Origin of the sequence: Microbacterium saperdae (genome assembly GCF_006716345.1) — a bacterium.
GTDB lineage: Bacteria > Actinomycetota > Actinomycetes > Actinomycetales > Microbacteriaceae > Microbacterium > Microbacterium saperdae.
In genome coordinates this window covers 2,342,800-2,357,218 of the sequence record NZ_VFOX01000001.1, presented here as the reverse complement: position 1 = coordinate 2,357,218, position 14,419 = coordinate 2,342,800, and the positions used below count along the sequence as shown (strand labels likewise).

The following is a 14,419-nucleotide window of genomic DNA, read 5'->3' as shown; positions in this document are numbered from 1 at the left end:
CAAATTAATTGGAAAGGTCTTTACCGGAAAGAACCTTTACTATAACCTCGCCTCCAGGTGGACACCTGTTCGCCCTGCTCGATTTTCAGCAACGAAGCTCTTGAGACGAGGTTCCCATGCACGACAACCGCTGGAGGAAGACCCTTCCTCTCGTCGCCGGTGCCGCCGCACTCGCGCTGGCACTGGGTGGCTGCACGCCCACTGGCAGCGCGTCCGGAGGCGACCGCCCGCTCCGGATGTGGTCCGGGTCGATGACGCCGATCACGAACAACTTCAACCCGTTCGCTGTCGACACGGCGACGCACATGACGTTCGGTGCGATCTACGAGCCACTCTTCTTCTTCAACCAGCTCTCGGACGAAGCGCCGGTCGGGCTGATCGGCGACTCCTTCGAGTTCAACGAGGACGGCACGGTGCTCACCGTGAAGATCAAGCCCGACCTCAAGTGGAGTGACGGAGAAGACCTCACGGCCGCCGACGTCGCCTTCAGCCTCGGGTACGGATCGAACCTCGACCCCGACATGGTCTCGGCAGAGGCGCCCGACGACACGACCGTGGTGATCACGTACTCGTCCGCCAAGTTCACCGCGACCTCGCTGATCCTCGGATCGACCTGGATCATCCCGGAGCACATCTGGTCGGAGATCGACGACTACATGACCGAGACGAACCCGAAGCCGGTCGGCTCGGGACCGTACACGCTGAAGTCGTTCACGGACGCGGCGTACACGCTCGAGGCGAACCCGCTGTTCCGCGACGGCCCCCCGAAGATCAAGGAGGTGCAGGACATCGGCATCGATTCGAACCAGTCGTCGGAGGACCTCCTCAAGACCGGCAAGCTCGACTGGGTCGGGCAGTTCATCGCGAACCCGGATGGGGTGACGGCGAACGGCCGGATCAGCACGATGAACCAGCAGCAGGATCCCACCGTGATCATGACCTGCGCCGACACCGCGATGGGCTGCACGGGTGCGCAGACCGACCCTGCGGTGCGTCAGGCGCTGAACATCGCGATCGACCGTGCCGCCATCAGCAAGAAGGCCTTCGCGGGTCTCTCCGGCGAGTCGTCGCCGAGCTTCGCGCTGCTGCCGCGTGATGAGAAGTGGCTGGGCGACCCCGCTCTGGCGACGAGCCCGCAGGCGCCGGATGCCGCATCCGCCGAGGGGATCCTCGAGGCGGCCGGATACAGCAAGGGCAGCGACGGCTTCTACGGCAAGGACGGGGTCGCGATCGAGCTCGACCTGTTCTCTCCGGACGGCTGGACCGACTACAACGACGCCGCGAAGCTGATCAGCGCGCAGGCGGCCGAGGCGGGCATTCGCGTGAACGCCCGCACGGTGTCCGAGGCCGAGTACTGGACGCCGATCTCGACCGGCGAGTTCCAGCTCGCCCTCTACGGACTCACGCAGTCGCTCGTCGCCGATCCGTACTCCAACTACGACCAGTACTTCACGACGACCGCGAGCGCTCAGGTCGGCGAGGAACCCACGAAGGGGCAGAACTACTCGCGTTACTCGAACCCCGTCGTCGACGAAGCCGTCAAGAAGGCCGGTGCGACGCAGGACGAGGCGATCAAACAGCAGGCCTATGCCGCGATCCAGACCGAGATCGCACGGGATCTGCCGTACATCCCCGTGGTGCTCAACGCCTCGCAGTCGTTCTTCAACACCGCGGACTTCACGGGGTGGCCGAGCGAGAGCGACATGTACGCGGCACCGCTGCCGTATCTGTCGACCGCCTCGGCCGTCATCCTGACCCACCTCAGCCCCGTCACGAAGTAGGACGCATTCCCATGGATCGATCCATCGAGAGGAGGGCCTCGTGAAGTTCTGGATGCGACGCATCGGGTTCTACCTCATCACGCTCTGGGCCGCGATCTCTCTCAACTTCCTCCTGCCGCGGTTGCTTCCGGGCGACCCCGCCGCGATCATGCTGGGCAAGCTCCGGCGCGCGAACGGCGGGCGGCCGATCTCCGAGGAGACGGTCAAGGCGATCACCTCGATCCTCGGGGCGGAGAAGGGGTCGAGTCTGTGGGATCAGTACCTCGCCTACTGGGGCCGGTTGCTGCAGGGTGACCTCGGGATCTCCTCGACCCGATACCCGGCCCCAGTGGGTGAGCTCATCGCCGCGGCGCTGCCGTGGACGGTGACGCTGGTCGGCGCGGCGACCATAATCTCCTTCGTCCTCGGCATCCTCGCCGGTGCCTGGGTCGGGTGGCTCCGCGGCACTTGGCTCGATCAGCTGGTGCCGATCACGACCTTCCTCCAGTCGATCCCGTATTTCTGGCTCGCGCTCGTACTGGTCGCGGTGTTCTCCGTGCAGTTGGGGCTCCTGCCGATCATCGGCGGCTACGACGTGTTCGAGTTCCCCGCAGGGCCGGAGTGGACTCCCGCGTTCTTCCTCAGCGCCTTCGTGCACGCCCTGCTCCCTGCCGCGACGATCGTGATCTCCTCGGTCGGCGGATGGCTGCTCGGCATGCGCAACATGATGGTGCAGACGATGGCCGAGGACTACGTGCTCACGGCGGAGGCCAAGGGGCTGCGGCCCTCGCGCATCCGTACGGCCTATGCGGCGCGCAATGCGTCGATCCCCAGCCTCGCCGGCTTCGGGATCGCGCTGGGATTCGTGGTCGCGGGGTCCATCGTGACGGAGCAGGTGTTCAGCTATCCCGGTCTCGGCAAGCTGATGATCCAGTCGGTCCAAGGTCTCGACTACGCCCTGATGCAGGGGGTGTTCCTCGTCATCACGCTCACGGTGCTGGCGGCGAACTTCCTCATCGACCTTCTCTATGGCTTCATCGACCCGAGAGTGCGCCGCGATGGCTGACCTGATCGTTTCTCCCACAGAGTCCACGCATGCCGTGGCCGTCACCCGATCGGACCGCGTCCGACGACGCTTCCCGCGGATGTCGGGGAAGCTCCTCACCGGTGTGATCATGCTCGGCGCGATCGTGCTGTTCGGGCTCATCGGTCCGTTGGTGCTCGGTGATCCGCGGGACGCGAGCTTCGATGCGCTGCTGCCGCCGAGCGCCGAGCATCCTCTCGGCACGACGAAGCTCGGCTTCGATGTGCTGTCGCAGGTCGCCACGGGCACCCAGGGCTCGCTGTTCGTCGGGGCGGTGGCCGGTCTGGTGGCTCTGGTCCTCGCGCTCGTGTTCGGCGTGCTCGCGGGTTACTTCGGGGGCGCCCTGGACGAGGTGCTGATGCTCGCCACGAACATCATGCTCGTGATTCCGGGGCTGCCGCTGGTCATGGTGATCGCCGCCTACGTGCAGAACACCGACGGTCTGGGGGATCTGGCGCGCAGCTCGCTGCTGGTGGCGCTGGTGCTGGGGATCACCGGGTGGGCAGGCTCGGCTGTGGTGCTGCGCGGCACGGCCCGCTCTCTGCGCACCAGGGACTACGTCGCCGCCTCGGTGGTCGCCGGGGAGCGTCCGTTGCGGGTGATCTTCGTGGAGATCCTCCCGAACCTGGTGCCGCTGTTGGCCGCGCAGCTCATCTTCGGGGTGATCTTCGCGGTGCTGGGGGAGGCGGGGCTCTCGTATCTCGGACTGGGACCGACGGGGTCCATCACGCTGGGAACCGTGCTCAACGATGCGCAGACGGGACAGGCCGTCGGCAGCGGAGCGTGGTGGTGGTTCGTGCCGCCGGGAGCGATCATCGCGCTCATCGGCACGGCGCTCTCGCTGATCAATTTCGCGATCGACGAGGTCGTGAACCCGAAGCTGCGGTTGGTTCCGATGGCAGCACGTCGGCAGCGGCGTGCACGTCGTGCCGGGCGTGGCATCGGTGGAGAAGGAGCAGTCGCATGAGTGAGGCAGTGTTGACGGCGCGGAATGTGTCGATCGAGTATGAGGTGGATCCGCCTGTGAGGGCGGTCCGTGATGTCTCGTTGACGTTGCATCGGGGCGAGATCCTCGGGCTCGCCGGCGAATCGGGCTGTGGGAAGACCACGCTCGCGTATGGGATGAATCGGTTGTTGAAGGCGCCGGCGTTGATGACCGGCGGCGAGATCGTGTTCCACGACAGGGCAGGTCACGATATCGACATCGTGGGTTTGGATGGGGAGGGTTTGCGGGCGTTCCGGTGGGACAAGATCTCGATGGTGTTCCAGGGCGCGATGAACTCGCTCAATCCCGTGATCAGTGTGCGGGCGCAGATCTTCGACATCTTCGACACGCATCGCCCCGGGATGAGCAAGAAGGCGAAGACGGTGCGGGCGGAGGAGTTGCTCACGTTGGTGGGGGTGGATCCGGCCCGGTTGACGAGTTTCCCGCACGAGCTGTCCGGGGGGGATGCGTCAGCGGATGATGATCGCGATGGCGTTGGCGTTGGATCCGCAGGTGATGATCATGGATGAGCCGACGACGGCGTTGGATGTGGTGGTGCAGCGGGGCATCATCCGGGAGATCATGCGGTTGCGGGAGCGGTTGGGGTTCGCGGTGATCTTCATCACGCATGATCTGCCGATGTTGATCGAGATCAGTGATCGGATCGCGGTGATGTTGCAGGGGCAGATCGTGGAGGAGGGCACGGCGGAGGAGATTTACCGGTCGCCGCAGCATGAGTACACGAAGAAGTTGTTGTCGAGTTTCCCGTCGCTCGCGGGGGAGCGGGGCGATTTCGTGCGCACCGGGAATCAGCCCAGTCAGGAGCAGGTCCGATGACCACCACACACACGCCCGTCGGGGTTCCCACGTTGGAGGCGCGGAATCTGGTGAAGGACTTCCACCTGCGTTCGGGGTTGAAGACGACGACTCTGCATGCGGTGAAGGATGTGTCGTTCACGATCGCTGCGGGGAAGACGGTGGCGTTGGTGGGGGAGTCGGGGTCGGGGAAGTCGACGATCGCGCGGATGTTGATGAAGTTGGAGACCCCGACCCGTGGGGAGATCCTGTTGGATGGGAAGCCGTCGGGCACCCGGGGTAACGCGTTGGCGCGGTATCGGTCGGATGTGCAGATGGTGTTCCAGGACCCGTTCGCGTCGTTGAACCCGTTCCACACGATCGCGCATCATCTCGAGCGCCCGTTGCGGTTGCATCACCCCGAGCTGTCGGGGGTCCAGGTGCGGGAGCGGGCGTTGGAGTTGCTGGATCGTGTCAAGCTCACACCGGCGGCGGGGTTCGCGGATCGGCGCCCGCATGAGCTCTCGGGTGGGCAGCGGCAGCGTGTCGCGATCGCGCGAGCACTGGCGCCGGGGGCCCGGTTCATCGTCGCGGACGAGCCGGTATCGATGTTGGACGTATCGATCCGGTTGGGGGTGTTGAACCTGCTCGCGGACCTGCAACGCGAGGAGAACCTCGGCGTGCTCTACATCACCCACGACCTCGCGACCGCCCGCCACTTCTCCGACGAGATCATGGTCCTCTACCACGGCGACGTCGTCGAACGCGGCCCCGCGGACGAGGTCATCCTGAACCCGCGACACGAGTACACCAAGACCCTCCTCGGCGCCGCACCGGAGCCAGACAACCTCGGACGCCTCCGCGACGAAGTCCGCCAAGAACTCGGCAGCACATGACTCGCCCTTCGGAAGGCAGGGTCAGGTCGCAGATCGATCCGGGCACGTCATCCTGGTTGCGCACCAGGAACGACCGGGAGGCGCTGCGCCTGATCGTCGAGCACGGTCCCCTCACCCGCACGCGCCTGGGTGAGCTGTCGGGCATGTCGAAGCCGACGGCGACGCAGATGCTCGCGCGTCTCGAACGTGCGGACCTCGTCGTGCCGGTCGGCGAGGTCGCGGGCAGTCGAGGTCCGAGTGCGGTGAGCTGGGGTGTGCGCACGGATCGTGTCGCCGGAGTCGCCGTGAACATGCTCGATGACAGCATCCAGGCCGTGCTGGTCGATGCATCCGGAGCGGAGCACCCGATCGTCGAACTCCCCGTGCGCGGGATGGACCGCTCGCCCGAGGCAGACATCGGCCGCGCGATCGACGCCGCGTGCGGAGCCGCCGGCGCAGACCGAAGCACGATCGAAGCGGTCACGGTCGGCGTGCAGGCAGCCGTGAGCAGTGCGGAGGACGCGCTCTCGTTGACGGATTCGCTCCCGGGGTGGCCCTCATCCGGCGCCCGCGCGCGTATCGAGCGTGAGCTCGGAGTTTCGGCCACTCTCGAGAACGACGTCAATCTGGCCACCATGGCGGAGCGCGCGATCGGTGTCGCGCAACAGGCGAGCAGCTTCGCGTTCCTGTGGGTGGGAGTGGGGCTCGGCGTCGGCGTCGACCTCGACGGCAGCATCCACCGGGGCGCGCGCGGAAGCGCGGGTGAGGTCGGCTACCTGACGGTCGCTGCCGGCACCGGCGCTCCTGGTGCGGTCACCACCGATCTGTTGGGGTCGCAGGTGGTCCTCGACCTGCTGGGATCCCGTAGCGATGGCGCGCGGCGGAGCCTCGCGGATCTCGCCGCTGATGACGTCGTGATGAACATGCTCGCCGACCGCATCGCGCTCACGCTCGAACCCGTGCTCGCGGTTCTCGACCCCGCGGTCATCGTGCTCGGCGGGCCCACCTGCCTCGCCGCAGGAGCGCGGCTCGCGGAGCTCGTGGCCGCGCGTGCGGAGCGTGATGAGCGCCCCGCCCCCGACGTGCTGGTGAGCGGCACAGGCGAGAGCGCCGTCCTCGTCGGAGCGCGACGCCTGCTCGTGGAGCAGATCCGTGCCCGTCTCGAGGAACGCATACCCACCGACTGACGCCTTCGGGCGAGCGGACGAAACCATGAACAAGGAGAACAGATGAAACTGGCCATCGTCGGCGGCGGATCGACGTACACCCCGGAGCTGATCGACGGCTTCATCCGGCTGCAGGGCGAACTCCCGATCGAGGAGATCGTGCTGGTCGACACGGATCCAGCACGCCTCGACCTCGTGGGAGCCGTCTCGCGGCGGATGCTGACCAGGGGCGGGCATCCCGCGCGGCTGATCGCCACGGATGACCTCGTCGCCGGCGTCAGCGATGCGGATGCGGTGCTCATCCAGCTGCGCATCGGCGGGCAGGACGCCAGGGAACAGGATGAGAGCTGGCCGCACGACGTCGACTGCATCGGTCAGGAGACGACCGGTCCCGGTGGGCTGGCCAAGGCGCTGCGCACGGTTCCGGTCGTCCTGCGGATCGCGGATGTCGTTCGGAAGCACGCGAAGCCGGACGCGTGGATCGTGGACTTCACCAACCCCGTCGGCATCGTCACGCGTGCGCTCCTGCAGGCGGGACACCGGGCGGTCGGACTCTGCAACGTCGCCATCGGGTTCCAACGCCGTTTCGCCGAGGAAGCCGGTGTCGCACCGGACCGGGTCGGACTGGCGCACGTCGGGCTGAACCATCTGACGTGGGAGCGCGGCGTCTTCGTCGACGGTGTGGATGTGCTGCCCGGCGCGCTCGAGAGCCGGCTCGGTGATCTCGCGGAGACGGTGGAGCTGGCGCCTGCACTGCTGGCACAACTCGGCGTGATCCCCTCGTACTACCTGCGCTACTACTACGCGCACGACGAGGTGCTGCACGAGCAGCGGCACCACGCCACACGAGCCCAGGAGGTGCGTGCGATCGAGCAGGATCTGCTCCGGCTGTACGCGGATCCGGCTGTCGACACCAAGCCGGAGATCCTGGAGAAGCGCGGGGGAGCGTTCTACTCCGAGGCCGCGATCGAACTGCTCATCGCGATCCGCGGGGGAACGGTCGTGCCTCGTGTGGTCAATCTCCGCAACGACGGCGTGCTCCCGTTCCTGCCGGACGATCACGTGATCGAGGTGCCGGCGCGTCATGTCGACGGGCGGTTCGTGGCCGAACCGGTCGCCGCATTGCCGGACGACATCAGCGGACTCATCAGCGCGGTCGCGGGATATGAGAGGCTCGCTCTGGATGCCGCGATCCACGGAGGGCGCGACCGGGTGCTGCGTGCGATGCGATCGCACCCGCTGGTGCTGCAGCATGATCGGGCGGAGAAGCTCACGGCTCTGCTGCTCGGGGCGAATGCGCGATTCCTGGAGTGGGCGTGACCACCGTGCCGCGGCCTGATGTCGTGCTCGCCGTCGACGGCGGGGGTTCGAAGACCGACGTGGTCCTTCTCGGCATCGACGGGGAGGTGCTCGCCTGGGAGCGTGGGACGGGATCGAGTCCGCAGCTGGAAGGGCTCGCCGCATCCGTGGGTGTGATCGACGACCTCGTGAGCCGGGCGCTCGGTGGCCGCGATCCACGGACGCTGGCGCAGGTGGGCCTGTACCTGTCGGGGCTCGACCTCGCCGAGGAGATCACGGTGTTCCGGGCGGCACTCGCCGATCTCCCGTGGGCGGTCGACGTCGTCGTCGAGAACGACCTGCACGCACTGCTGCGCGCCGGAACGGATGCGCCGGATGCCGTCGCGGTGATCTGCGGCACGGGGATGAACGCGATCGGCGTGCGGGCCGACGGTGAGCAGGTGCGCTTCCCTGCTCTCGGCCCGCTCTCCGGCGACTGGGGTGGTGGCGGCGAGCTGGGGGATGCGGTCGTCTGGCACGCGGCGCGGGCAGAGGACGGACGGGGCCCGGCGACGGTGCTGGTCGATCTGCTTCTCGATGCGGTCGCGTCGCCGAGCGTGGCCGCACTGATCGAGGATGTGCATCTCGGCCGGCGCCACGGCGAAGGGTTCGCGCCGCTCGCGCCCCTGGTGTTCGCCGCGGCGCATGCCGGGGACGCGGTGGCCAGAGAAGTCGTGCGACGTCAGGCGGAGGAAGTCGTGTCGTACGTACGCGCATGCATCGATCGCCTCGGACTGCGCGATGCCGAGGTGCCGGTGCTGTTCGGCGGCGGGGTGGCTCGTGGGCGTGACCCGCTCCTGCTCGACGACATCCACGTCGGTCTCGCGCAGCACGCCCCGAACGCTCGGCTCAGCGTGGTCGATGCCCCGCCGGTGCTCGGCGCGGCGCTGCTCGTGCTGGCTGCCGCGGGAGCGGATGCGGCGGCGCTGGAGCGGGCGACCGTCCTGCTGAGCACGGACGTGCGGTTCGCGCAGCGGATGCCGCTCGGAGCGAGCTGACACGCCGTCTCGCGCTCGGGAACGATGAAGGCGCCGCGACCTGATGGTCACGGCGCCTTCATCATGTTGACGGATCAGTCGATCGTGAGCGCCTCACGCAGCAGGGTGGCCTGCTCGGCGGCATGCACCTTCGAGGAGCCGGTCGCCGGCGAGGCCGACGCCGTGCGCGCGACCGGGCGGAACGAGCGGTCTCCGGGGACGTCGGCGAAGGCCAGCGCCAGGAACGGCCAGGCGCCCTGGTTCTCCGGCTCCTCCTGGACCCACACCAGCTCGGCGTTCGGGTAGGAGTCCGTGATCGCCTTGAGCTCGTCGATCGGAGTCGGGTACAGCTGCTCCAGCCGGACGAGGGCGACCTCGGGGTTCGGCTTCTTGTCGAGCTCGGCGCGCAGATCCCAGTGGACCTTGCCCGAGTGCACGAGTACCCGCTTGACGGCGGTGCGGTCGAGGCCGCGGTCGTCGTCGATCACCGGTTCGAAGCGGCCCTGGGTGAACGCCTCGACGGGGCTCGTCGCACCGCGCAGTCGCAGCATCGCCTTCGGCGTGAACACGATCAACGGCTTGCGCGGACGGGCATAGGCCTGGCGACGGAGCAGATGGAAGTACGACGCCGGCGTCGAGGGACGCGAGACGATCATGTTCTCCTGTGCGCACAGCTGCAGGAAGCGCTCGATACGTGCAGAGGAGTGATCCGGTCCCTGGCCTTCGTAGCCGTGGGGGAGCAGCAGTGTCACGCTGGACTGCTGGCCCCACTTCTGCTCGGCGGCGGAGATGTACTCGTCGATCACCGACTGCGCACCGTTGACGAAGTCGCCGAACTGCGCCTCCCACAGCACCAGGGCCTCGGGCGCTTCGACCGAGTAGCCGTACTCGAAGCCCAGTGCCGCGTACTCGCTGAGCAGCGAGTCGTAGATGAAGAAGCGGCCCTGCGCATCGGACAGGTTCGACAGCGGGAGCCATTCCTGACCGTTCGCCCGGTCGTGCAGGGTGGCGTGGCGCTGCACGAAGGTGCCTCGTCGGGCGTCCTGGCCCGCGAAACGCACCGGCGTCCCCTCGACCAGCAGCGATCCGAACGCGAGCAGCTCGCCGAAGCCCCAGTCGATGTTGCCGTTGCGGCTCATGTCGAGGCGCTTCTCGAGCAGCTGCTGGATCTTCGGGTGCACCGTGAAGCCCTCGGGCTTGTTCACGAAGGCGTCGCCGATGAGCTGGATGACCTCGCTCGGCACACCGGTCACCTCGGGTGCTCCGACCTGGTCGTCGACGGGCGCCACATCGGGGGCGATCGGCAGCGCGCCGGTCTCGGCCGCGTGCGTCTCGGCGAACGCGATCTCCAGACGGTTCTGGAAGTCGGCCTTCGCCTCGTCGTACTCCTGCTCGGTGATGTCACCGCGGCCGACGAGGGACTCGGTGTAGAGACGGCGGACGGAGCGCTTGGCCTGGATCAGGTCCGTCATCAGCGGCTGCGTCATCGAGGGGTCGTCTCCCTCGTTGTGTCCGCGGCGGCGGTAGCAGACGAGGTCGATCACGACGTCGCGGTGGAACCGCTCGCGGTACTCGAACGCGAGCTGCGCGACATGGATGACGGCCTCGGGGTCGTCACCGTTCACATGGAAGACCGGGGCCTGGATGGTCTTGGCGACGTCGGTGGCGTACACGGAGGTGCGGCCGTCGTTCGGAGTGGTGGTGAATCCGACCTGGTTGTTCACGACCACGTGGATCGTGCCACCGGTGCGGTAGCCGCGCAGCTGCGACATCTGCAGCGTCTCGACCACGACGCCCTGACCGGCGAAGGCCGCGTCGCCGTGCACGAGGATCGGCAGCCAGGCGAAGGTGCCGATCGGCTTGCGGTCCTGCTTGGCACGGACGATGCCCTCGAGCACGCCGTCGACCGTCTCCAGGTGCGAGGGGTTGGCGGCCAGGTAGACCGGAAGCTCCGCTCCGTCTTCCGCGATGAACGTGCCCTCGGTGCCGAGGTGGTACTTCACGTCACCCGAACCGCGCTGATTGCCCGGCGTCTGGGTGCCCTCGAACTCCTGGAACACCTGGCCGTAGGTCTTGCCGGCGATGTTGGTGAGCACGTTCAGGCGACCGCGGTGGGCCATGCCGATCGCGGCGCCCTCGAGGCCCGCGTTCGCCGCACCCTGAAGGATCTCGTCGAGCAGCGGGACGAGCGACTCGCCGCCCTCCAGTGAGAAGCGCTTCTGACCGACGAACTTCGTCTGCAGGAACGTCTCGAACGCCTCGGCCTCGTTCAGCTTGCGCAGCACGCGCAGCTGCTCGTCGTGGCCCGGCTTCTGGTACTTGAGCTCGACCTTCTCCTGGAACCAACGGCGCTGTTCCGGATCCTGGATGTGCATGTACTCGATGCCGAGGGTGCGGCAGTAGGAGTCACGCAGCACGCCGAGGATGTCGCGCAGCTTGGCGATGCGGCGTCCGCCGAATCCGCCGGTCACGAACTCGCGGTCGAGGTCCCAGAACGTCAGTCCGTGGCTCTCGATCTCGAGGTCGGGGTGCGAGCGCTGGACGTACTCGAGCGGATCGATGTCGGCCATCAGGTGACCGCGCACACGGAAGGAGTTGATCAGCTCCTGCACGCGGGACTGCTTGTCGACGCGCTCGGCGAGGTCGACGGCGATGTCGGGGTTCCAGCGGATCGGCGCGTACGGGATGCGCAGCGCGGCGAAGATGTCGTCGTAGAAGCCGCGCTGCCCGATGAGCAGCTCGTGCACCTTCTTGAGGAACTCACCGGAACCCGCACCCTGGATCACACGGTGGTCGTAGGTGCTGGTGAGCGTGATCGTCTTCCCGATCGCCAGCTCGTTCAGCGTCTTGTCGCTCGCGCCCTGGAACTCGGCCGGGTACTCGAGTGCACCGGCGCCGATGATGCAGCCCTGCCCCTTCATTAGACGGGGGACCGAGTGCACCGTGCCGATGCCACCGGGGTTCGTCAGCGACACCGTGGTGCCCTGGAAGTCGGCGGCCGTCAGCTTGTTGTTGCGTGCGCGGGTGACGAGGTCCTCGTATGCGACGAGGTACTCGGTGAAGCTCAGGGTGTCGGCGCGCTTGATGCTGGGCACCATGAGCGCGCGTGTGCCGTCGGGCTTGGGCAGGTCGATCGCGATGCCGAGGTTCACGTGGGCCGGTGCGACGACGGATGCCTTGCCGTCGATCTCGGCGTAGAACACGTTCTGGCTGCGGAACTCGTCGAGCGTGCGGATGAGCGCCCAGCCGATGAGGTGCGTGAAGCTGACCTTGCCGCCGCGCGTGCGCGCCATGTGGTTGTTGATCACGATGCGGTTGTCGATCATCAGCTTCGCCGGGATCGTTCGCACGCTGGTCGCGGTCGGAACGGTCAGCGACTCGTCCATGTTCGCAGCGAGGGTCTTGGGGAGACCCCGAAGCGGGGTGACCTTGTCTTCCTCTGCGGACTCCGCGGCTTCCTTCGCTGCGGGCTTGGGCGCCTGCGCGGGGATGGGGGCGGCAGCGGCCGGCTTGGTGGTCGTGCGTGCGACCGGCTGGGATCCGATCACGGGGATGGGGGCTGTGACCGGGTGGGCGGGCTGTGCAGAGGCCTCTGCGGGAGCTGCGCCACCGGTGGTGTCGGAGTGGTACTTCTCGAGGATCGGCCACCACTCCTTGTCCACGGAGTCGCGGTTCACCTTGAACTGCTCGTAGAGCTCTTCGACGAGCCAGGAATTGGCTCCGAACCCCCCGTCGCCCCCGACGCCGGTCACCTGGTTCGACACGCTCGATCGCCCTCTTTCATCGCTGAATCTCACTGTGTTGGCACGCCGCGCAAAGATGCGCTCGGGCTCGCACACTCTCGACCAACAAGCCTAACGTGTTTCGCCCGGGGAATCGTCGAACCCATGCGCCCAGATCCCCATGATCTGAGTAGCGTGGAGACATGGAGTTCTCTGGTGAGCAGCCGACCGTCGATCTGACCTATTCAGATGTGTTCCTGGTGCCGCGCAGATCCGCGGTCACCAGCCGTCTCCAGGTGGATCTCGCCCCGCAGGACGGCACGCCGGCGACGCTGCCGCTGGTGGCGTCGAACATGAACTCCGTGACCGGTCCGCGATTGGCCGCGGTGCTCGCCCGTCGCGGCGGCATCGGGGTGCTGCCGCAGGACATGCCGTTGCAGGATCTCGATCGCGCGATCCGCGATGTGAAGGCTCAGCCCGTGCTGTGGGACACGCCCCTCGTGCTCCCACCTGATGCTCCAGTCGCCGAAGCCCTTCGCCTGCTGCCGGCGACCGCCGGTCATGGCATCGTCGTGGCACACGGCAGGGGAGAGATCGAGGTAGATCAGATCCTCGGCATCCTTCCCGCGACCCGACTGGCCACGGCTCTGCCCGACGCACAGCTGGGCGATCTGGTCCGTGTCGGCACACCGTCGCTGGACGCGGAGGACATCGGCTCCGAGCGTCACGCGTTCGACGTGATCACCGACGCCGGGGTCGAGATGGTGACCGTCGTCCACCACGGCCACCTGGTCGGCACGCTGAGCGCCCGCAGCGCGCTGCGGTCGACGCTGTACGGGCCGGCGCTTGACAGTGATGGACGTCTCGCCGTCGCTGCGGCCGTGGGCATCAACGGCGACGTCGCCGCCAAGGCCAGGGCGCTCGCCGCGGCCGGTGTCGACGTGCTGGTCGTCGACACCGCGCACGGACATCAGGAGGGGATGCTGCGCGCACTCCGCGCCGTCGCCGAAATCGGCCTCGACATCCCCATCGTTGCGGGCAACATCGTCACCGCCGACGGCGTGAACGACCTCGTGGACGCCGGCGCGACGATCCTCAAGGTCGGCGTCGGACCGGGCGCGATGTGCACCACCCGCATGATGACGGCTGTCGGTCGACCCCAGTTCTCCGCTGTCCTCGAGACCGCGCAGGCGGCGCGGGAGCTCGGCGCCCACGTCTGGGCGGACGGGGGAGTGCGGTATCCGCGCGACGTCGCCCTCGCGCTCGCCGCCGGCGCGGCATCCGTCATGATCGGGTCGTGGTTCGCCGGCACGATCGAGGCGCCGGGTGCGCTCCAGCGGGACAGCGACGGGCGCATCTTCAAGGAATCCTGGGGCATGGCGTCGACCAAGGCCGTCCAGGCCCGGTTCGAACGCCTCGACGCGTACGAGCGGGCGCGCAAGGAGCTGTTCGCCGAGGGCATCTCGTCGTCGAAGATCTACCTCGATCCGCTGCGTCCCGGGGTGGAGGATCTGCTCGACATGATCACCTCGGGCGTGCGGTCGTCCTTCACCTACGCGGGGGCCGCGTCCGTCCCGGAGTTCCACGATCGCGCGCTGGTCGGCCTGCAGTCGGCGGCCGGATACGAGGAGGGGAAGGCCCTGCCGGTCAGCTGGTGAGCCGCGTCGCACTCTCAGAGGATTTCGGTAGAATCGTGGTCACCATGGACGACCCTCCC

At 67.5% G+C, this 14,419-nt stretch carries 9 protein-coding genes and 1 pseudogene; 9 read left to right on the top strand and 1 reads right to left on the bottom strand.

Annotation, left to right across the window (positions count from 1 at the left end; translation table 11 throughout):
- Positions 1-116: 116 nt before the first annotated feature.
- The 8 genes and pseudogenes from FB560_RS11260 (at position 117) to FB560_RS11225 (ending at position 9,001) form a co-directional block, all read left to right on the top strand.
- On the top strand, positions 117-1,781 hold the full coding sequence (locus tag FB560_RS11260; protein WP_141872446.1) for an ABC transporter substrate-binding protein: 1,665 nt from the start codon (positions 117-119) through the stop codon (positions 1,779-1,781).
- 40 nt (positions 1,782-1,821) lie between these two features.
- Entirely contained in the window at positions 1,822-2,826 is a 1,005-nt protein-coding gene (locus FB560_RS11255; protein ID WP_141872445.1) for an ABC transporter permease, read from the top strand.
- Positions 2,819-3,811, top strand: coding sequence for an ABC transporter permease (locus FB560_RS11250; protein ID WP_170198107.1), 993 nt, complete (start codon positions 2,819-2,821; stop codon positions 3,809-3,811). The genes FB560_RS11255 and FB560_RS11250 overlap by 8 nt, the downstream gene beginning before the upstream one ends.
- Positions 3,808-4,666, top strand: a pseudogene (locus tag FB560_RS21195) (ABC transporter ATP-binding protein). The gene FB560_RS11250 and the pseudogene FB560_RS21195 overlap by 4 nt, the downstream one beginning before the upstream one ends.
- The gene (locus tag FB560_RS11240; RefSeq protein WP_141872443.1) at positions 4,663-5,520 is read left to right on the top strand and encodes an ABC transporter ATP-binding protein; all 858 of its coding nucleotides are present in this window, start codon (positions 4,663-4,665) and stop codon (positions 5,518-5,520) included. The pseudogene FB560_RS21195 and the gene FB560_RS11240 overlap by 4 nt, the downstream one beginning before the upstream one ends.
- A complete protein-coding gene (locus tag FB560_RS11235) occupies positions 5,517-6,686 on the top strand; it encodes an ROK family transcriptional regulator (protein ID WP_141872442.1) in 1,170 nt (389 codons plus the stop codon). The genes FB560_RS11240 and FB560_RS11235 overlap by 4 nt, the downstream gene beginning before the upstream one ends.
- A 42-nt stretch (positions 6,687-6,728) precedes the next feature.
- Positions 6,729-7,985: a family 4 glycosyl hydrolase gene (locus tag FB560_RS11230; RefSeq protein WP_141872441.1), complete on the top strand. Its 1,257-nt coding sequence runs from the start codon at positions 6,729-6,731 to the stop codon at positions 7,983-7,985.
- On the top strand, positions 7,982-9,001 hold the full coding sequence (locus FB560_RS11225; RefSeq protein WP_229673118.1) for an N-acetylglucosamine kinase: 1,020 nt from the start codon (positions 7,982-7,984) through the stop codon (positions 8,999-9,001). The genes FB560_RS11230 and FB560_RS11225 overlap by 4 nt, the downstream gene beginning before the upstream one ends.
- Positions 9,002-9,075: 74 nt before the next feature.
- Here the strand turns inward: FB560_RS11225 and FB560_RS11220 are convergent, their stop codons facing one another.
- On the bottom strand, positions 9,076-12,744 hold the full coding sequence (locus tag FB560_RS11220; protein ID WP_141872439.1) for a multifunctional oxoglutarate decarboxylase/oxoglutarate dehydrogenase thiamine pyrophosphate-binding subunit/dihydrolipoyllysine-residue succinyltransferase subunit: 3,669 nt from the start codon (positions 12,742-12,744) through the stop codon (positions 9,076-9,078).
- A 161-nt stretch (positions 12,745-12,905) separates the two neighbouring features.
- On the opposite strand from FB560_RS11220, the gene guaB1 reads away from it, so the two are divergent.
- Positions 12,906-14,360, top strand: a complete 1,455-nt coding sequence (gene guaB1, locus FB560_RS11215) for a GMP reductase (RefSeq protein ID WP_141872438.1) — start codon at positions 12,906-12,908, stop codon at positions 14,358-14,360.
- The last annotated feature ends 59 nt before the right edge of the window (positions 14,361-14,419 follow it).